Source organism: Micrococcus sp. 140720015-1, from assembly GCF_053627595.1.
Genome location: NZ_JBSEYC010000003.1, coordinates 26,631 through 45,795 on the forward strand (window position 1 = coordinate 26,631; position 19,165 = coordinate 45,795).

The following is a 19,165-nucleotide window of genomic DNA, read 5'->3' on the forward strand; positions in this document are numbered from 1 at the left end:
GTCAGGACTCCGGCTGGTCCTGGACCGGGCCGAACGAGGCGCGGCGGCCGAGGCGGACGTCCTCGCGGAACGGGACGACGAGCACCGGGCCCTTCGCGTGGTCCGCGACGCCGCGGCTCGTGGAGCCGACGATCGCACCGGCGAAGCCGCCCAGACCGCGCGTGCCCACCACGGTGAGGCGGGCGGTGGCGGTCTGGTCCACCATCACGTCCACGGGGGTGCCGTCCACGAGCTCGGTGAGGACCTCGAGGCCGGGGAACTCGGAGCCGATCCACGCGGCGCCGGCGTCGAGACGCTCGCGCAGCTCCCGCTCGCGGGCCTCCTCGTCCAGGCTGACGGCCAGCCACGCGGCGTTCGCGCCCAGGGGCGGGACGGCGCACACGAGCTTCAGCGGGGCCTGGCGGAGGCGGGCCTCCTCGGCGGCCTCGAGAGCGGCGGCACGGCCCTGCTCGGAACCGTCGACGCCCACCACGACGGCGGTCCTGTCCCCCGCGCGGCTGGCCTCGACCCCGGCGGGGATGAGGGCGACGGGGCAGTGCGCGTGGCCGGGCAGCGCGGCGGCCACCGAGCCGAGCAGGCGGCCCATGAAGCCGCCGCGGCCGCGCGCGCCCGAGACGAGCAGGGAGGCGTCGGCGGAGAGCTCCACGAGGACGCCGGCCGCGTCGCCGACCTCCACGCGCAGCTCCGGACGCACCCCGTCGGCGTCGAGCTTGCCGGCGACCTCCTCCAGGAGGGCCTGCACGCCCTCGCGGAGGCGGGAGTCGTCCAGGACGGCGCCGCCGGCGTCCGCGCCGTAGCCCCAGTACGCGGGGATCGAGTAGGCGGTGACGAGGGTCAGCGGCTCGCCGCGCAGGCCGGCCTCGCGCTGGGCCCAGCGGGCGGCGGAGACGGACTGGTCGGAGCCGTCCACACCCACCAGGACGCCGAGCGGTGCGTCCTCACGGCGGGGGGCGGCGGGCTGGGTCTGGGCGGACATGGCGACCTCCTCGAGTCAGACTCGACGGGCCCCGGGCGGACCCGACCGAGTGCCCCCAGTCTACGCCTCGGGGCCCGGGACGAGCCCCGTGATCCCGGGCGAGACACCCGCGGGGAAGCCCCCTGGATCCTCCGCGAGCCGGGCCGGGAAGGCGTCCATGCGCAGGGCGCGGGCCAGGCGGTCGCGGGGGTCGGCGCCGGGCGGGGCGTCCGCGGCGGGGCGGGCCACGGGGGCGTCCGAGGCCGCCACGATGACGTTGCCGCGGCGCCGCCCCTTGAGCATGGGCGGGTCCGCGATCACCTCGACGTGTTCGAACGCGGCGACGACGGCGGCCACGTCCGCCCGCACCGACGTCAGGTCCGGCCCGCCGCCCACGTTGAGCACATACAGCCCGCCCGGGGCGAGGACCCGCGCGGCGGCGCGGGCCGCGTCCAGGCCGGTGAGGCCCGGCGGGGTGATGTGGCGGGCACCCGTCAGGTCCGTGGGGTCCGGGGCGAAGACGTCGCGGATGATCAGGTCGCGGCTGGCCGGGTGGGCCGTGGCCAGGACCTCGGCGGCGTCGGCCACGCGGATGCGCAGGGCCGGGGCGCGGGGCAGGCCGAAGCGCTCGCGGGCGAGGGCGGCCAGGCCGGCGTCGATCTCCACCGCGGTCTGGTGGGAGCCTGGGTACGCGTGGTCCACCCAGCGGGCGAGCGCGCAGCCCGCGCCGCCCAGGTGCAGGGCCCGCAGGGGCGTGGGCTCCGGCCAGTGCGCGCGGACGGCCGCGGCGGCCCAGCGCATGTACTCGAAGGCCATGCGCTCGGGGCGCTCGGGGTCCAGCGGGGAGGACTCGACGCCGTTGACGTAGAGGATGAACGCGCCCGGCTCGAAGGCGTCCTCACGGATCTCGGCGGTGCCGTGGGTGATCGCGTGGACGCCCGGCTCGATCCCGGCGGGGCCGGTGGATCCGCCCGCGGCCCGGCCCCGGCGCGCCGACGACCGGCGGCTCACGTCCCACCGCCGTCGTGCCGGAGACGGCGCACCATCACCTGCTCGTGCAGGCCGGCCCACGGGCCGGTCATCGGCTCCGGCGCCCCCACGGCCGCGAACCCGTGCTTGGCGTAGAACGCCACGGCCCGCGGATTCTCGGCGAGGACGCGCAGCATCACGGGGCGGTCCCCGACGACGGCGTCCAGCAGGCGCGCTCCCAGGCCGGTGCCGTACGCCTCGGCCAGGACGTAGAGCACCATGAGCTCCACATCGGGCAGGTCGGCGGGCGATGCGGCCGCGTCGTCCGCACCCGTCCGGCCCGTCTCCGCCGCCGAGCGACGCGGGCCCGCGAGCGCCACGCCGAGCAGACGGCCGCCGTCGTCGGCGACCCAGAGGTCCCGGTCCGATGCGATCAGCGCGGTCCACGCGGGCACGTCCTCCGGGATCCGGGCCTCGATCGCGTCCAGGTAGGCGGACGGCAGGAGCGCGCCGTAGGCCTCCCGCCACGACCGCGCCTTAACGCGCAGCAGCGCCTCGACGTCCCCGGGGGCGGCGGGGCGCACGGTCACGGGCTCAGGCACGGGCTGCTCCTCCGGGCCGCCGGCGCGGCGGCCATTCCTCGAACGAAAGCGCCTCGGCACGCCGCCGTTTCTCGAACGAAAGCGTCCGGGGGCAGCGGGGAGGGGGTCACCCGGCGTCGCCGTCGCGCGGGGCCGGGGCGGCGCGCCGCCCCTCGTCCTCGGCGAGGACCGACTCGAGGCGCTCGAGCTTGCCGTCCAGCTCGCCGGTGTGGCCGGGGCGGATGTCCGCCTTCAGCACGAGCGAGACGCGTGTGCCGTACGGGGACACGGCGTCCACGGCGGCGCGCACGACCTCCATCACCTCGTCCCACTCCCCCTCGATCTCGGTGAACATCGAGGAGGTGCGGTGCGGCAGGCCGGAGGCGCGCACCACGGCGACGGCGGCCGCGACCGCCCGGTGCACGGACGCGGTGTCCGCGTCGCCGGGCAGGTGGTCGGCGTCGGCGGGTTGGCCGGAGGGGGCGACGGAGAAGGCGACGATCATGGCACCAGTGTGCCCCGCCCCCGCCGCCGGCTCACCCCCCGAGCACCGGCTGCAGGGCCTTGAGCAGCTCGTTCACGCCGATCGCCACGAACACGGCCGCGGTCAGGCCCAGCAGGATGTTGCGTACCCAGCCGTTGCGGAACTGCCGCGGCACGTCCTTCGTGTTGTTGAGGAACAGCAGGGTCACGGCCAGGAACGGCATGAACAGGGCGCCGAGCGTGCCGTAGAGCAGGATCAGGAAGATCGGCCGGTCCAGGAACAGCAGCGCCATGGGCGGCAGGGTCAGCCACAGCAGGAAGAAGCGGCCGGGCTTCGAGGACAGCGACGGCGCGTCGTCCTGGTCCAGCTCCGCGGCGGGCCGGCGGAAGTTCGTCCAGAAGTCCGCGAACATCAGCGAGACGCCGTGCCACACGCCCAGCAGGGAGGAGAAGGACGCGGCGAAGAATCCGATGAGGAACACCGTGGACCACACCGAGCCGTAGCGCTCGGCCAGCACGTCGCCGACGTCGAGCAGGCCCTTGTCGCCCGAGGAGATCGCCAGCCCCGCCGAGTGCAGCAGCTCCACGCCCATGACCATGGTGGCGATCACGAAGATGCCCGTGAGGATGTACGAGGTCGCGTTGTCGAACCGCATGACCTTCAGGTACTTCGGGACGTTCCAGCCCTTCTCGCGCAGCCAGTAGCCGTAGGCCGCGAGCGTGATGGTGCCGCCGACGCCGCCGGCCAGGCCGAGCACGTAGAACATGGCCTGGGGATCGCCGGAGGGCAGGCGCGGCACGAGACCGGCGAGGATCTCGCCCAGGTTCGGGGCCGTCAGCGCCGCGGAGAGCAGCACCGTCACGAACATGACGCCGATCAGCACCGTCATGAGCCACTCGATGAGCCGGTACTTGTCCAGCCAGACCAGTCCCAGGCCGATCAGGCCCGCGGCGATCGCGAACACCTTGCTGTCCACACCGGGGAACAGCGCCGCGAGCGGCAGGGCGGTGGAGGACATCGCCGTCGCCCCGTACACGATGCCCCAGATGAGGATGTACGGGCCGAAGTACCAGGACGTCCAGGCCCCGAGGGTGCGCCAGCCCTGGAAGATCGTCTTGCCGGTGGAGAGGTAGTAGCGGCCCACGCCCTCCACGAGCACGATCTTGAAGATCACGCCCAGCACCACGGCCCACAGCAGCATGTAGCCGTAGCGGGAGCCGGCGGTCAGGGTGGCCACGAGGTCCGCCGCGCCCACGCCCGTGGCCGCCGCGACGATGCCCGGGCCGAGGGAGTTCCAGCGCGGGCGGATCGGCGTCTCGTTCAGTTCGACGTCGGTGAACCCGACGATGTCCGGGTTGTGCACGGGGCGCCCGGGGTCGGCGGCGTGGGCCATGGGATGCTCCTGCGATCGGGGATGCGCGTGATCCGGCAAGTATCACGCACGGGGGCGACGCCGCTCACATTTTTCCGCGGTGCTTCACACGTGCGTCCCGTCCGCCTCCACCGCGATCCCCAGCTCGTTGCCCGGGATCGAGGCGAGCAGCCGCCGCGTGTACGGGTGCCGGGGGTTGGTGAAGACCTCCTCGGAGCTGGCCGCCTCCACCACCTGGCCGTCCTTCATGACGCACACGTAGTCGGAGATGAGCCGCACCACCGCCAGATCGTGCGAGATGAACAGGTAGCTCAGCCCCAGCTCGTCCTGCAGGCGGCGCAGCAGCGTGAGGATCTGGTCCTGCACGAGCACGTCCAGCGCGGAGACCGGCTCGTCGCACACGATCAGCTCGGGGTTCAGCGCGAGCGCCCGGGCGATCGCCACGCGCTGGCGCTGTCCGCCCGAGAGCTCGGCCGGGTACCGGCGGTGGAAGTGGGAGGGCAGGGCCACCTGGTCCATGAGCTCGAGCACGCGCGCCCGCCGCTGCCTGGCGTTGCCCCGCCGGTACGTCTGCAGCGGCTCCTCGATGATCCGGCCCACCGTGAACGAGGGGTTGAGCGAGGAGAAGGGGTCCTGGAACACGGCCTGCACGCGCTGCCGGAAGTCCTTGAGCCCCTCCCCCTTCAGCGCCAGCACATCCCTGCCCTCGAAGCTGATCTCGCCCGAGGTCGGCTCGATCAGCTTGAGCAGCATGCGCGCCGTCGTCGTCTTGCCGGAGCCGGACTCGCCGACGATCGAGACGGTCTTGCCGCGCGGGATCTTCAGGGAGACGTCCTTCGCGGCGGTGAAGTCCTCGTGCCCGCGCACGGGGTAGACCTTCGTGAGGTCGCGGATCTCCACCAGCGGGATGAGGTCCTGCTTCGCCAGGGCCACCGTGGTCAGGGCCGCGGTGTCGTCCTCGGCCAGTGCGGCGGGCGCGGGATCGAAGGCCTCGGGCAGCAGGCGGGCCGCCGCCACCGACGGCGCGGCCGCCACGAGCGAGCGCGTGTAGGCGTGCTGCGGGTCCTCGAGGATGGCCCGTGCATCGCCGGACTCCACCACGCGTCCGCGGTGCATCACCACGAGCTGCTGCGCCCGCTCGGCGGCGAGGCCGAGGTCATGGGTGATCAGCAGCACGGAACTGCCGAGCTCGCGGGTCATCTCGTCGATCTGGTCCAGGATCACCTGCTGCACCGTCACGTCGAGGGCGGAGGTCGGCTCGTCCGCGATCAGCAGCTGCGGCCGGCACGCCAGGCCGATGGCGATCAGCACGCGCTGGCGCAGGCCGCCCGAGAGCTCGTGCGGGTACTGCTTGGCCCGCCGCGCGGGCTCGGGGATGCCGGCGCGCTCCATCACCTCGACGACGGCGGCCCCCACGTCCTTCTTCGTCGCCATGCCGTGGGTCAGCAGGGTCTCCCCGATCTGCTGGCCCACCCGGGTCACGGGGTTGAGGTTGGACATCGGGTCCTGCGGCACCAGCCCGATCCGGCGGCCGCGGATGCCGCGCATCCGCGACTCGGGCAGGCCCACGAGCTCCTCGCCCGCGAAGCGGACGGAGCCCGCCGTGACCCGGCCGTTGCCGGGCAGCAGGCCGATCGCGGCCATCGCGGTGGTGGACTTGCCCGAGCCGGACTCGCCCACGATCGCCAGCGTGCCCCCGGCCGGGAGCGTGAGGGACGCGCCCTCCACGGCCTGCACCGTGCCCTGCTGGGTGGTGAACTCCACGTCCAGGTCGCGGATCTCCAGCAGCGGTGCGCCGGCCGCGCCGGCCGCGGGCGCCGCGCCGGGGCCGGGTGCGCCGTCGTCGTGCTTGGGGTCCATGGTCAGCGCCTCCGGGAGGTCGGGTCGAGGGCCTCGCGCAGGGACTCGCCCAGCAGGGTGAAGCCGAGCGCGGTGATGGCGATGCACAGGCCGGGCAGGAACGCAAGCCACGGGTTGATGCCCAGCTCGGCCTGCGCGTAAGTGAGCATGCGGCCCCACTCGGCGGTCTCGGGGCGGCCGCCGCCGAGGCCGAGGAAGGACAGGGCGGCCGCGTCGATCACGGCCGTGGCCAGGGTGAGCGTGGCCTGCACGATCACGGGGCCCAGCGAGTTCGGCAGCACGTGGGACATCGTGATCCGCCCGCGCGAGAGGCCGAGGGTCTGCGCCGCGAGCACGTAGTCCGACCCCTTCTGCGTGAGCATCGAGGACCGCAGCAGCCGCGCGAACACGGGCACCTGCGCCACACCGATCGCGATCATCACCGCGAACGGGGTCTGCCCGAGGATCGCCGCGATGGACACCGCCAGCAGCAGGTTCGGCACCGAGAGCAGGATGTCCACGACGCGCATCACCACGGAGTCCACCCAGCCGCCGAACGTGCCGGCCAGCAGGCCGAGCAGCATGCCGCCGACCAGGCCGAACGCCGTCGAGACGACGCCGATGAGCAGCGAGGCCTGCGCGCCCCAGATCAGCTTGGAGAGCACGTCCCCGCCGAAGCGGTCCAGGCCCAGCGGGTAGCCGGCCACCTCGCCGGGGCCGGGCACGTGGGTGGGGCGGATCTCGCGCATGCCGGGTGTGGCCGTGCCCGCGTACGGGGCCAGCACCGGGGCGAGGACGGCCACGAGCACGAAGAGCAGCACGATCACGGCGCCGGCGATCGCCGCCGGGTTGCGGCGCAGCCGCTGGAACGCGGCGCCCCACACGGAGGTGCCGCGGGCGTCCGCGGCGGCCTCGGTGGTCGCCTGGGTGGCCCCGGCCTCGACGGGCGCCAGCGCGTGGTCGACGGCGTGCTCGGTGGGTCCGCCGCCGGGGCTGGGGGGCAGGTTCACGCTCATGAGACACGCACCCTCGGGTCGATGAGGCCGTAGGAGACGTCCACGACCAGGTTGATCAGCGAGTAGAGCAGGGCGATGAAGATGATGAAGCCCTGCAGCACCGGGAAGTCGAGCTGGAAGATCGCCTGGGCGAGGAACCGGCCGATCCCGTTGAACGCGAACACCGTCTCGGTGAGCACCGCCCCGGAGATCAGCAGGCCCAGCTGCAGGCCGAGCGTGGTGCTCACCGGCAGCAGGGCGTTGCGCATGATGAACCGGTCCCGGATCAGGCGCGGGGCCAGGCCCTTGGCGCGGGCCGTGCGCACGAAGTCCGCGTCCTGCACGTCCAGCACGGAGGCGCGGGTGATGCGCGCGATGATCGCCAGCGGGATGGTGCCCAGCGCGATGCCGGGCAGCACCAGGTGGGTCAGCGCGTTCAGGGCCGCGTCCCACTCGGCGGTGATGATGCCGTCCCACACGTAGAAGTTCGTGTAGTGGGTGGCGTCGATCCGCGGGTCCTGTCGGCCGTCCGTGGGCAGCCAGCCCAGCTTCACCGCGAACACCCACTTGAGGATGAACGCCAGGAAGAACACGGGCACCACCACGCCGATCAGGGACAGCACGACGGCGACGTCATCCTGCCACCGGCCCACATGGCGGGCGGCCCAGTAGCCGAGCGGGATGCCGATGACCACCGCGAACACGATCGCGAAGATCGAGAGCTCCAGCGTGGCCGGGAAACGGTCCGCGAACTCCTCGACCACGGGCCGATTCGTCATGGTCGAGGTGCCGAAGTCGCCGCGCAGCAGCCGCCCCATGTAGGTGACGTACTGCTCGAGCAGGGGCTTGTCGAAGCCGTACGCCGCGTTCACCCGGGCCACGGCCTCGGGGGTGGCGCGGTCGCCGAGCAGGGCGGTGGCGGGGCCGCCGGGCAGGCTGCGGACCCACACGAACAGCAGGACGGACAGTCCGAACAGGGTGGGGATCAGCAGCACCAGGCGCTTGCCGATGAGTCTGAGCACGAGGGGCCTCCATGCCGGCGCGGGGGCCGGGCCGGTCGGTGCGAGGGACGGGCGGTGGCGGGCGGGCCCGCGACGACGGCGCCGGGGCGCGGCGCCGTCGTCGCCGGCGGGGCGGGTCGTCCCCGGCCCGCCGGGCTCACTCGGTCAGGTCGATCTCGTTGAAGACCTCGTCGTTGACCGGGCTCGCCGGGTAGGAGGCCACGCGCTTGTCGAAGGCCAGCGACGGGGCCGGGTGGGCGAGCGGGACCGCCGGGACGATCTCGGAGATCTGCTCGTTGATCTCCTGGTACTTCGGCGTCTGCTCCTCGAGCGTCGGGATCTGACGGGCCTCCTCGAGGGCGGAGAACAGCTCCTCGTCGGTGAAGCCGAACTCGGGCTTCTCCTGGCCGAAGAACACGCCCACGAAGTTGTCCGTGTCGTTGTAGTCGCCGGTCCAGCCGAGCAGGTGGATGCCGTGGTCCGCGGAGCCCTGCACCTGGTCGAGGTAGTCCGGGCTCCACTTGGCCGGCTTCGCGTTCACCGTGATGCCCACCTCGGCCAGCTGGCTCGAGAGGTTGGAGAACGCCTGCTCGGGGGTCGGCATGTACGGGCGCGAGACGCCGGTGGGGTAGTTGAAGTCGATCGTGAAGCCGTCCGGGTAGCCGGCCTCGGCGAGCAGCGCCTTGGCCTTGGCGGGGTCGTGCTCATACGTGGTGACGTCCTCGCTGTACCCGTTCACGGACTTCGGGATGAACTGGGTGGCGGGCTCCGTGCCCTCGGGAAGGGTCTGCGCGATCAGGGCGTCCTTGTCGATCGCGTGGGCGATCGCCTGGCGCACCCGGACGTCCTGGAGCTCCTCCTTCTCCTGGTTCAGGCCCAGGTAGAGGATGGTGAACGGGTCGCGGGCCACCACGTTGAAGCCGGCCTCGGACAGGGCCGCGGTGTCCGCGGGGGCCACGAGGTCGTAGCCGTCGATGTCCCCGGCCTCGAGCGCCTGACGGCGGGCCACCGGGTCGTCGATCACGCGGAAGGTGATGTCCGTGACGTCGCCGCCCTCACCCCAGTAGTCCTCGTTGGCGGTGAGCTTGACGTCCTCGCCCACGCTCCAGGACTCGAACTTGTAGGGGCCGGTGCCGGTGGGGTGTGCCCGGGCGTACTCGGACAGCTGCGGCGACTCGGCGGTGCCGCCCACCTCGTCCGCCTTGTACTCCTCGAGCGCCTTCGGCGACTGCATGGCGAAGGCCGGCAGGGACAGGGAGGAGATGAAGCCCGCGAACGGCTGCGCCAGCGTGATCGTGGCCTCGTGCTCGCCGGTGGCCTCGCACTCTTTGTAGACGGCGTCCTCGGGCTTGTCCGCGAAGCCGCGGAACAGCTTGCCGTAGTAGTACGAGAGGGTCTCCGACTGCTGGATGCCCGTGAAGTTGTACCAGCGGTCGAAGTTGGCGCACACGGCCTCCCCGTTGAACGGCTCGCCGTCGTGGAAGGTCACGCCCTCCTTCAGCTGGAACGTGTGGGTCAGGCCGTCCTCCGAGGACTCCCAGGACTCGGCGAGCAGCGGCGCGGGGTCCGCGGTGCCCGGCTTCGTGCCGACGAGGCCCTCGAAGATCTGACGGGAGACCCGGAAGGTCTCGCCGTCGGAGGCGAAGGCCGGGTCCAGGGTCTTCGGGTCGGAGGAGGCGGCGAAGAGGAACGAGCCGTCCACTTGGGCGGCATCGCCCCCGCCCGAGCCGCCGGAGCCGCCGCCGTCGCGCTGGCTCTGGGCGCAGCCGGTGACGAGCAGGGCGCCGGCCGCGGTGAGCGCGGCGGCGGACAGGAGTCGGTGACGCAGACGGGTGGCCATGGGGGCTCCTCCGGGAGAGGTCTCAGCCGAGACGCGGGTGCGAGGGGACCGCGCCGTCGGTTGTGACCTGGAGCACGGTCGTGGATGTGACTATAGCCACAAGCGCGGGCGGGGACGCAACGCGGGCCGCGTCTGCGCGTGCGGCGCGGCGCCCTCAGGCCCCGGTGGGCACCCGCTCCCGACGCGCGGCGGCCCGCTCGCGGACCCAGCGCAGCACGTCCTCCGGACGGTTGGTGGTGAGCTCCTGCACCCCCTGGGCGAGGAGGAACTCGGCGTCCTCGCGCTCGTCGACGGTCCACACGCGCAGCCGGCGCCCCGCCGCCAGCCACGCCTTCACGTCCGCCAGGTGCTGCCGCACGTAGGCCACGGAGGGCCCCGCCAGCCCGGCCCGGCCGCGCCAGACGAGCGCCTCGGACCCGGCCAGCGACTGGCGCGCCGCCGCACGCACCGCCGCCCGGCTCAGCGGCCCCCGCGCGAGCCGGGTCGGCAGCTGCGTCGGCAGGAGGTCCATCAGGGGGCAGAGGGGGTCCGTGCCGGCCAGCGGCGCCACGTGGCGCAGCGCGTCCGGGTGGAAGCTCATGAGGGACACCTGCACCTGACCCACCCGGCCGGTCTCCGGGTCCCAGCCGGCCCGCAGCAGCTCCCGCAGCACCCGCTCCTCGAGCTCATGCCCGAACGGGGAGGGGTGCTTGAGCTCCACGGCCAGTCGCAGCGGCCGGTCCGCGGCCGTCGCGACCGCCAGGAGGTCGGCCAGGGTGAGCACCTGCTCCCCAGCGCCGCCGTACGCGGCGGGCGGCGCCGTCGTCGGGGCGGGCTCGGCCCCCGGGCGCTGGGCGTGCCACGAGACGACGTCGAGGGCGCGCAGACGATCCAGCGTGTGGTCCGCGACGGCGCCGCGCCCGTCCGAGGTGCGGTCCACGGTGGGGTCGTGCCAGCAGACGACCTCGCGGTCCCGCGTGAGCTGGACGTCGCATTCGAGACCGTCCGCGCCCACGGCGAGGGCGTGGAGCATGGCGGCGCGGGTGTGCTCGGGGAAGGCGGCGGAGGCGCCGCGGTGGGCGATCACGAGGGCGGGCACGCCGCCAGGCTAGGGAGCGCGTGTGCCGGCCACGTCACCGCAGGGTGCCCGGCTGGTTAACTGGTGGGGACCATTCGGTGCGCGCGATCAGGAGCCTCCCGTGTCCCTCTCCCCCGACCCCGCCCAGCAGCTGCTCAGCGCCGGCGCCCTCGAACGTGCGGCGGGCCTGCGGCGCATGAAGGCCGTCGCCCTGGGGCTGCTCATCCTGCTGGCCGTGGTGTTCGTGGTCGCGTTCCCGTTGCAGGACACCCACCCGGTGTGGGGCTACGTGCGCGCCGCCGCAGAGGGCGGCATGGTCGGCGCGCTGGCGGACTGGTTCGCGGTCACGGCGCTGTTCCGCCACCCGATGGGGGTGCCCGTGCCGCACACCGCCCTGATCCCGCGGAAGAAGGACCAGCTCGGCGCCGCGCTGACCGAGTTCGTGCAGGAGAACTTCCTGGACTCGGAGGTCGCCCACGAGAAGGTCGACGGATTGAAGGTGGCCGAGGCCGCCGGCGGCTGGCTGCGCCGTGAGGAGAACGCGGCCCGCACCGCCCGGGAGATCGCGACGGCGGCCCGGGGCGCCATGGCCGCGGCCGACGACGACGCCGTCCAGGAGCTGCTGCGCCAGCTGATGGAACGCCACATGGTGGCCCCGGACTGGTCCCCCACGCTCGCAGGCGTGTTGGAGGACGTGGTGGCCGGCCGGCACCACGAGCGCGTGGTGGACCTCGTGGTCGCCCACACCGGGGACTGGGTGGCCGCCCACCCCGAGCTGTTCGTCGAGACGGTGCGCCGTCGCTCCCCCGAGTGGAGCCCGGACCTCGTGGACCGCCTCCTCGCCGAGCGACTGCACGCCGAGACCCTCAAGTACCTCGCCGGCATCCGCCGCGACCGGCAGCACGAGGCCCGCCGCGCCGTCGACGACTGGCTCGACCGCCTCGCCGACGAGATGCGGAACGAGCCGGCCACCCGCGCCTCGGTGGAGCGGTTCAAGCGGAACCTGTTCGCGGACGAACGGCTGCGCGCGTGGGCCGGGCGGGCCTGGGTCTCCCTGCGGGACTCGCTCCTGGACGCGCTCGAGGACCCGTCCTCCGACCTGCACCGCGCGCTCGTGGCCGCCCTGCGCGACCTCGGCGCCCGCCTGCAGGAGGACCCCGAGCTGCGCGACCGCGTGGACGGCCACGCCCGCCGCGCCGCGGCGTATGCGCTGAGCTCCTACGGCCCGGCGCTCACCGGGGTGATCGAGGAGACGGTCGCCCGCTGGGACGGCGAGCAGACCGCGCGCACCCTCGAGCTGTTCGTGGGCAAGGACCTGCAGTTCATCCGCATCAACGGCTCGGTCGTCGGCGCGCTCGCGGGCCTGGCAATCCACGGGGTGGCGACGCTGTTCCTCTGAGACCGACCCGTTGCCCCGCACTTTCGAACGTGAAATGGGGCGAATGGGGGCTTTCGAACGTGAGATAGGGCCTCTCTCACGTTCGAAAGCGCGGGGGCGGGGGCGACGGACGCGCGGGGGCAGGGCCGTCAGGCGGCGGGCTTGTCCTTCTCGTCCTTGCCGCCGGGCAGGGCGCGACGGATCGCGCCGAAGACGCCGCCGTCGTCCTTGGTGCCCTCGGCGCGCTCCCGCGCGGCGCCCTCGCGGATCTCACCGGGGATCACCATCGGCAGGGGGCCGAAGAGCTCCGCGGCGTTCTCCATCACGGCCTTGCCCATGGCGCGGTTGCCCACGCCGCCGATCACGGCGCCCACGCCGAACGGCACGGCGCGGCCCACGAAGCCGGCACCCTGGCGCAGAAGCATCTTGCGCATGAACGTCCTCTTGAGGCGATCCACCACGAACGCGCTGATGCCGGTGCCGGAGGCGGTGCCCGCGAGCGCGTTGAGGCTGGACTGCGGGTCGTAGGGACGGCCGGCCTTGGCGGCGGCCTCGCGGAGCAGCTCCTTGGCGTCGTCGCCGAGCATGAGGGCCATGACGAGGGCCTGGGCGCGCTGCGGGTCCTGCGTGGTGATGCCGTGCAGCTCGGCGAGGGACTGCGCGTAGAGGGCGGTGGCCTCCATGAAGCCGGCGACCGCGGCACCGGACAGGCCGAGCGCGGCCACGGTGCCGATGCCCGGGACGATCGCGGTGCCGCCCACGGCGGCACCGGCCCCCGTGACGGTGGTCAGGTACTGCTGCCCCAGCCGCTCGGCGAGCCGCTCCGGGCTCTCCCCCGGGTGCTTCGCCGTCATGCGCTGGATGTTCTTCAGGACCAGGGGACGCTGGACCGCCAGCACCGTGGAGAGGGCCTTCTCGAAGCCCTCCGTGGGCTCGCCGTTCTCATCGAGTGCCGACTTCAGCGCGAAGTCCTTCACCTTCCCGGATGCGTACCGGCCGATCGTCGAGTTCTTTGCCATGCGCGCCACAGTATCGGCGCGCGACCCCCGCGGTCAGGATCCGGGCGTCGCCGCGCGCAGGGAATGCTCGAGGAAGATGCGCACGTCACGGACCTCGTCGGGGCCGGTCCCGTGCAGGATCCCGGGGTAGGTGCGCACGGTCAGGCGGGTGTGCTCCTCGGCCCACGCGAGGGTGTGGGCGACGGCGTCCGGATGGATCACGGGATCCTCGGCGTCCCGGCCCCAGAAGAACGGGCGCGGGCCCGGTCCCTCGGCCGGGGAGTCGAGCATGGCCAGCAGCTCGTTGTCGACGGCGAAGCCGCTCAGGCCCACTCCGCAGGTGAACGCCTCGGGACGCAGACGCAGGACCGTCGTCGCCATGGCCATGCCCTGGGAGAAGCCGAGCACCGAGACCGTGCGGAAGCCGGCCGCCACGACCTCCTCGGCGGAGAGCACGTCGAACACGCGGTGGGCGGCGGCGAGCACCTGGGCGAAGTCGGACTGCAGCAGCAGGTCGAGCAGGAACCAGCCGTGCGCGCCGGGGTCGCCCGGGCCCTCGGAGGCCGTCTCGTCGATCTCGAAGCCGCCGCGCACCGCCAGGCCGGTGCACCGCTCCGGGAGCATCGGGAAGTGGCGGCGCGCCGCGCGGACCTCGTTGGAGCCGTAGCCGTGGAACACGAGCACCAGGTCCGTGCCCGCGCGCTCCGCCGGCGGGCGCGACCACACCACGCTGTGGCCGGAACTGATCGTCTCGGTGACGGGTGTGGGCGTGGGGCTCATGGCTTCATCCTAGGGAGGGGCCCCTGACCGGGCGTCATGCCTGGTCAGGGGGCCGCTCTCCGGTGGGCCCTGCGGGGATCGAACCCGCGACCGGCGGATTAAAAGTCCGATGCTCTGCCAGCTGAGCTAAAGGCCCCCACCCGCGGCCGACGACGACGGCGCGTGGCCGACGACGGCGACCCTCGCGGGTGCCCTCCGATGGTAGCCCAGGCGTCCGGGCACTACCGTGGACGGGGCCGCCGCCTCCGGCGGCCACATCCCCACCCCGATGCGTCCTCGAAGGGAGCCCGCCCATGGCACGTCACCGCCTGCCCGCCGGCCGCGGCGCCAGCTCGAGCGCCTCGGGCGTGCTGCGCCCCCACCGGCCCCGCCTCTCGGAACCGCAGGAGCTCACCCACTTCGCCGGTGGCGAAGACCCGCAGGAGGTGGCCGCGGCGGCTTCGCGCCTGGCCCACGCCCTCGTGGCCGGCGGCCGCGCGGAGGAGGACCCGGCCGTCGTCGAGCGGCTGGTCGGGCTGGTCCGCGAGCTCGGCGTCGAGACGCTCGCCGAGCTGTGGGCGGACGCCCCGCCCGTCTCGCTCGCCGGCGCCCTGTGGCGCCTGTACGCGCTCCAGGAGGCGACGGCCCGCGACGGCGAACGCTGGGCCGCCTGGTACCGCGCCGGGCACGCCGCCTACGCCTCGCGCGTCGTGGCGGGCGCCGTCGAACCGCCGGGGCCGGCCGAGCTGCGCCGCCTCACGGACACGATCCTCACGGGCGCCTACCGCTCCGAGATCGACGTCGCGTTCGAGCGCGCCGCCGCCTACGCCCGCGTCGTGGCCCTGGGCCAGGTCGAGCACGCCGAGGGCTCCGAGGCCGCCGCCCCGGAGCGCGCCGCCGCCCTCACCCGCCGGGCCGCGCGCCTGGTCAGCACCGCGGACGCCCTGGAGGCGGCGGGTCGAGCGTTTCGGGACGGATCGCTAGACTGATGGGGACGGCGCCGGGCCGCTGGTAACCCCGGGCTCCAACACATAGCCGCTGCGAGCGGCCTTCCGCCGAGAGGCGTTCCCGGTCCGGCGTCGTCGTCGACCCCTTCGCCACCCGTCGACGAGAGAGCGACCGCTGCCCATGTCCCCCCGCATGCCCTGGCTCGTCACGCGCGACACCCCGGCGCTGCGCCACATGGCAGACCTCGCCGAGGCCCTGCACCGGGCGGTGCACCTGGTGGCCCAGGTCGCAGGGACGCGCGGACCCGAGGCGGACCGTGCCGCCCGTGAGCTCGAGGAGCTCGACTCGTCCTCGAGCGCCACCCTCATGGCCTTCCTCACCGCGCTGCGCAGCGCCTACGTGACTCCGCTGCCCCGTCAGGACCTCTACCGGCTGGCCAGCGGCGTGCACGCGACCACCCGGCGCGTCGTGTCGGCGGGCGTGCTGATCCAACGGGCCGACCTCGAGGAGCTGCCCACGCACGCCCTCGACGTCCTCGAGACCGTGGGCCGGCAGGCCGAGCTGCTCGCCCGCGGCGCCGCCGAGATGCGCGACCTCGACGCCCTGGAGGCCACCTGGATGCAGCTGCTGCGCGCCTCCCGCCGCACGGAGCGGATCATGGTCGAGTGGCTCGCCGACCTCGGCATGGACCTGCTGCAGCGCGACTACAACCGCCAGCGCGAGGTCGCCTGGGCCCTGCACGCGGCGCTCGAGGCCCTCTCCCGCGTGAACATGGACCTGGGCATGGTGCTCGTCCGTGAGTCCTGAGCCGGTGGAGGCGCCGTGACCACGGGGCTCGCCGTCGTCCTCGTGCTGCTGTGCGCCGTCGGCGCGCTGATGGGGTTCCGCGACGCCCCCAACGCCGCGGCGCTGCCTGTCCGGTACCGGGCGCTGACCCCGCGCGGGGCCCTCCTCCTGACCGGGGCGGTCAACACCGTGGGCGCGCTGCTGGGCATCGGGTTCATCACCCTGAGCGTGCACTACTTCACCTCGCCCGCGGTGCGCAGCGAGATCGGCCCCCTGGCCGTGGGCGTGTCCTGCGCGGTGACCCTCGTGTGGGGTCTGCTGCTGTGGTGGCGGCGCCTGCCCGGCTCCAGCACGCACGCGCTGATCTCCGCGCTGGCGGGCAGCCACCTCGCCGTGCGCCTGAGTCTGGACATCGACGTCGCCCACACCATCTTCGACCTCGTCCGCGCCGAGGTGCTGCTCAGCCTGCTGCTCTCGCCCCTGATCGCCTGGGCGCTCGCCCGCCTGCTCACCGCCCCCGCCATGCGGCTCGCCACCCGGGGCACCACGGTCAACGTCCAGCACCGGGCCCGCGTCGCGTTGGGCATCTCCGCCAGCGCCATGGCCATGGGACACGGCCTGCAGGCCGGTCAGCGCATGGGGGTGCTGTGGGCCGCCGTGCTGGTGGGGTCCGGGTCCGTCCTGGCGCCGGACGCCCTGACGGCCGAGTTCGTGGGGGGCGCGTTCCTGTTCGCCTTCGCGGTCGGGCTCGGCACGCTGGGCGGCGCCTGGCGGATCGCCTGGACCCTCACCGAGCGTCTCGTGCGCCTCGACCCCCTGCGGGCGTCCGTGGCCGCCGTCATCCCCGGGGGCCTGCTGTTCCTCGGATCCCTGGTGTTCCACCTGCCCCTGTCCTCCACCCACACGGCGACGGCGGCCATCGTGGGCGCCGGCCAGACGCAGACCTACGCGTCCGTGCGCTGGCCCACCGTGCTGCGCGTGGTCGGCTGGTGGGTGCTGACACCGGTGGCCTGCGCGCTCCTCGGCCTCCTCGGCACGCTGGCCCTCGTCCCGCTGGCCTGAGGCCGCGCCCGACGACGACGGCCCGGCCCCGCAGACGCCGCGACCCCGCCCGGCGTGCGGCCGGACGGGGTCGGGGACGGAGCGCGGGGCGGCTCAGCCGAAGCGGCCGGAGACGTAGTCCTCGGTCTGCTGGCTCGAGGGGTTGTTGAAGATGACGTTGGTGTCGTCGTACTCGATCAGCTTGCCGGGCTTGCCGACGCCCTGGATGTTGAAGAACGCGGTCTTGTCCGCCACGCGCGCGGCCTGCTGCATGTTGTGCGTGACGATGATGACCGTGTACTCCTCCTTGAGCTCGTTGATCAGGTCCTCGACGGCGAGGGTGGAGATCGGGTCGAGCGCGGAGCAGGGCTCGTCCATGAGGATCACGTCGGGCTGCACCGCGATGGAGCGGGCGATGCACAGACGCTGCTGCTGGCCGCCGGAGAGGCCGGAGCCGGGCTTGTCGAGGCGGTCCTTGACCTCGTTCCACAGGTTGGCGCCGCGCAGGGACTTCTCCACGAGCTCGTCCGCACGGGACTTGTTCAGGCGGGTGCCGTTGAGCTTGTAGCCGGCCAGCACGTTGTCGCGGATGGACATCGTCGGGAACGGGTTCGGACGCTGGAAGACCATGCCGATCTGGGAACGGACGCGGACCGGGTCCACACCGTGCCCGTAGATGTCCTCGCCGTCGAGCAGGAGCTTGCCGTCCACGGTGGCGCCGGGGAGCACCTCGTGCATGCGGTTGATGCTGCGCAGGAAGGTGGTCTTGCCGCAGCCGGAGGGGCCGATGAAGGCGGTGACGGAGCGGGGGGCGATGTCGATGTTGACGCCCTCGACGGCCTTGAACTTGCCGTAGAAGACATCGACGTCGATGGCCTGGATGCGCTTGGACATGAGTGGTTCTGTTCCTTCGTGGAAGTCTCTGGGGGGTTGCGACGGGGTCGGGGCCGGCCGCCCGGGGGATTCCGGACGGCCGGGCCTCACCGGCCCTTCTTGGGGGCGAACGCCTTGGCGATGAACCGTGCCGCCAGGTTGAGCAGCATGACGATGGTCACGAGCAGCAGGGCGGCTGCCCAGGCGCGGGCGGTCGAGGGGTCCGCCGCCGTGGGCGAGGTCGGGGCGACCAGCTGGCGGTAGATGTACACCGGCAGCGCGGTCATCCAGTTGTCGAACGGGTTCCAGTTGATGCTGGTGGCGAAGCCGGCCGTCACGAGGATCGGCGCGGTCTCGCCCGCCACGCGGGCGATGGCCAGGGTGACGCCGGAGGCGATGCCGGAGATCGCGGTGGGCAGGACCACCTTGGCGATGGTCTGCCACTTGCGTACGCCGAGGGCGTAGGCGCCCTCGCGCAGCTCGTTGGGCACCACACGGAGCATCTCCTCCGTGGATCGCACGACCACGGGGATCATGAGCACCGAGAGCGCGATCGCGGCCGTGAGACCCATCTGCACGGACTGCAGTGCGGTGGACTTGCTGCCGGTGACCAGGGTCAGGACCCACGTGATCGCGGCGTAGGCGAAGAGGCCGGCCACGATCGAGGGGATGCCGGTCATGACGTCCACGAAGAACACGATGGCGCGGGAGAACCAGCCGCCGCGGCTGTACTCCACCAGGTAGATGGACGTGAGCATGCCGATCGGCACGGAGATCAGGGTCGCGATGATCGTGATCACGACGGTGCCGATCAGGGCGTGGCCGAAACCGCCCGCGAGCCCGCCGGCGGGCTTGCCGTCCTCCACCCACGCCGAGTCGTCGATGCCGGTGATGCCCTTCATGTCGTACGCCATGATCTGCGGGTTGGCGATCAGGGTCGGCAGACCGGCGGAGAGGACCGACCACAGCACGGAGACCAGCGGCACCAGGGCCACGAGGAACGCCAGCCACACGAGGTTGCGGCACAGGCCGTCTGCGGCGCGGCGCCGGTTCTCCATCACGCGGGTGGCCACGTAGAGCCCCGCGATGTAGAGGATGGCGGCGATGATCACGAAACCGACGACGTTGAAGGCGCCGCTGAGCAGCACGGTCAGGCCGGCGGCGACGACGGCCGCGGCAGCTGCGACGGCCATCCAGGTCCAGCCGGGCTTCTGACCCTCGGTCAGGGAATGACGCCGCGGCGTCACGCTGTCCTCGGTGGCCCGGGGAGAAGTCGAGACAGTGCTCAT

At 73.2% G+C, this 19,165-nt stretch carries 18 protein-coding genes and 1 tRNA gene; 4 read left to right on the forward strand and 15 right to left on the reverse strand.

Annotated features, from left to right (window positions below; all coding sequences use genetic code 11):
* Nucleotide 1 precedes the first annotated feature (1 nt).
* The 10 genes from ACUXPL_RS05625 to ACUXPL_RS05670 form a co-directional block, all read right to left on the reverse strand.
* On the reverse strand, nucleotides 2-976 hold the full coding sequence (locus tag ACUXPL_RS05625; protein ID WP_180536719.1) for a universal stress protein: 975 nt from the start codon (nucleotides 974-976) through the stop codon (nucleotides 2-4).
* A 60-nt stretch (nucleotides 977-1,036) separates the two neighbouring features.
* The gene (locus ACUXPL_RS05630; RefSeq protein ID WP_454182457.1) at nucleotides 1,037-1,966 is read right to left on the reverse strand and encodes a spermidine synthase; all 930 of its coding nucleotides are present in this window, start codon (nucleotides 1,964-1,966) and stop codon (nucleotides 1,037-1,039) included.
* Complete coding sequence (locus ACUXPL_RS05635) at nucleotides 1,963-2,526, reverse strand: N-acetyltransferase family protein (protein WP_454182459.1); 564 nt, start codon at nucleotides 2,524-2,526, stop codon at nucleotides 1,963-1,965. The genes ACUXPL_RS05630 and ACUXPL_RS05635 overlap by 4 nt, the downstream gene beginning before the upstream one ends.
* A gap of 106 nt (nucleotides 2,527-2,632) precedes the next feature.
* A complete protein-coding gene (locus ACUXPL_RS05640) occupies nucleotides 2,633-3,010 on the reverse strand; it encodes a thiamine-binding protein (protein WP_454182461.1) in 378 nt (125 codons plus the stop codon).
* Between the two features lie 31 nt (nucleotides 3,011-3,041).
* A complete protein-coding gene (locus ACUXPL_RS05645; RefSeq protein ID WP_454182463.1) occupies nucleotides 3,042-4,382 on the reverse strand; it encodes an Nramp family divalent metal transporter in 1,341 nt (446 codons plus the stop codon).
* An 84-nt stretch (nucleotides 4,383-4,466) separates the two neighbouring features.
* The gene (locus ACUXPL_RS05650; protein ID WP_454182465.1) at nucleotides 4,467-6,221 is read right to left on the reverse strand and encodes a dipeptide ABC transporter ATP-binding protein; all 1,755 of its coding nucleotides are present in this window, start codon (nucleotides 6,219-6,221) and stop codon (nucleotides 4,467-4,469) included.
* A gap of 2 nt (nucleotides 6,222-6,223) precedes the next feature.
* Complete coding sequence (locus tag ACUXPL_RS05655) at nucleotides 6,224-7,216, reverse strand: ABC transporter permease (protein WP_396744770.1); 993 nt, start codon at nucleotides 7,214-7,216, stop codon at nucleotides 6,224-6,226.
* Nucleotides 7,213-8,217, reverse strand: a complete 1,005-nt coding sequence (locus ACUXPL_RS05660; RefSeq protein WP_454182468.1) for an ABC transporter permease — start codon at nucleotides 8,215-8,217, stop codon at nucleotides 7,213-7,215. The genes ACUXPL_RS05655 and ACUXPL_RS05660 overlap by 4 nt, the downstream gene beginning before the upstream one ends.
* Before the next feature lie 136 nt (nucleotides 8,218-8,353).
* Nucleotides 8,354-10,036: an ABC transporter substrate-binding protein gene (locus ACUXPL_RS05665; protein ID WP_454182470.1), complete on the reverse strand. Its 1,683-nt coding sequence runs from the start codon at nucleotides 10,034-10,036 to the stop codon at nucleotides 8,354-8,356.
* Between the two features lie 154 nt (nucleotides 10,037-10,190).
* Complete coding sequence (locus ACUXPL_RS05670) at nucleotides 10,191-11,114, reverse strand: glycerophosphodiester phosphodiesterase (protein ID WP_454182472.1); 924 nt, start codon at nucleotides 11,112-11,114, stop codon at nucleotides 10,191-10,193.
* Between the two features lie 100 nt (nucleotides 11,115-11,214).
* Here ACUXPL_RS05670 and ACUXPL_RS05675 point away from each other — a divergent pair, with 100 nt between their 5' ends.
* The gene (locus ACUXPL_RS05675) at nucleotides 11,215-12,492 is read left to right on the forward strand and encodes a DUF445 domain-containing protein (protein WP_002856110.1); all 1,278 of its coding nucleotides are present in this window, start codon (nucleotides 11,215-11,217) and stop codon (nucleotides 12,490-12,492) included.
* Nucleotides 12,493-12,620: 128 nt separating this feature from the next.
* On the opposite strand, the gene ACUXPL_RS05680 is transcribed toward ACUXPL_RS05675, so the two are convergent.
* The 3 genes from ACUXPL_RS05680 to ACUXPL_RS05690 all read right to left on the reverse strand — a co-directional run bounded on the left by ACUXPL_RS05680 (nucleotide 12,621) and on the right by ACUXPL_RS05690 (nucleotide 14,385).
* Nucleotides 12,621-13,490: a hypothetical protein gene (locus ACUXPL_RS05680; protein WP_454182474.1), complete on the reverse strand. Its 870-nt coding sequence runs from the start codon at nucleotides 13,488-13,490 to the stop codon at nucleotides 12,621-12,623.
* Between the two features lie 33 nt (nucleotides 13,491-13,523).
* The gene (locus ACUXPL_RS05685) at nucleotides 13,524-14,249 is read right to left on the reverse strand and encodes an alpha/beta hydrolase (RefSeq protein WP_200969726.1); all 726 of its coding nucleotides are present in this window, start codon (nucleotides 14,247-14,249) and stop codon (nucleotides 13,524-13,526) included.
* Nucleotides 14,250-14,312: 63 nt separating this feature from the next.
* A tRNA-Lys gene (locus ACUXPL_RS05690) sits at nucleotides 14,313-14,385 on the reverse strand.
* A 157-nt stretch (nucleotides 14,386-14,542) separates the two neighbouring features.
* Here ACUXPL_RS05690 and ACUXPL_RS05695 point away from each other — a divergent pair.
* The 3 genes from ACUXPL_RS05695 to ACUXPL_RS05705 all read left to right on the forward strand — a co-directional run bounded on the left by ACUXPL_RS05695 (nucleotide 14,543) and on the right by ACUXPL_RS05705 (nucleotide 17,024).
* Nucleotides 14,543-15,217, forward strand: coding sequence for a hypothetical protein (locus ACUXPL_RS05695; protein ID WP_406906482.1), 675 nt, complete (start codon nucleotides 14,543-14,545; stop codon nucleotides 15,215-15,217).
* A gap of 139 nt (nucleotides 15,218-15,356) precedes the next feature.
* Complete coding sequence (locus ACUXPL_RS05700; RefSeq protein ID WP_044658636.1) at nucleotides 15,357-15,983, forward strand: hypothetical protein; 627 nt, start codon at nucleotides 15,357-15,359, stop codon at nucleotides 15,981-15,983.
* Between the two features lie 15 nt (nucleotides 15,984-15,998).
* The gene (locus ACUXPL_RS05705) at nucleotides 15,999-17,024 is read left to right on the forward strand and encodes an anion permease (RefSeq protein ID WP_454182477.1); all 1,026 of its coding nucleotides are present in this window, start codon (nucleotides 15,999-16,001) and stop codon (nucleotides 17,022-17,024) included.
* A 93-nt stretch (nucleotides 17,025-17,117) separates the two neighbouring features.
* On the opposite strand, the gene pstB is transcribed toward ACUXPL_RS05705, so the two are convergent.
* Nucleotides 17,118-17,897, reverse strand: coding sequence for a phosphate ABC transporter ATP-binding protein PstB (gene pstB / locus ACUXPL_RS05710; RefSeq protein WP_073116260.1), 780 nt, complete (start codon nucleotides 17,895-17,897; stop codon nucleotides 17,118-17,120).
* Nucleotides 17,898-17,983: 86 nt separating this feature from the next.
* Nucleotides 17,984-19,165, reverse strand: a complete 1,182-nt coding sequence (gene pstA, locus ACUXPL_RS05715; RefSeq protein WP_036384203.1) for a phosphate ABC transporter permease PstA — start codon at nucleotides 19,163-19,165, stop codon at nucleotides 17,984-17,986.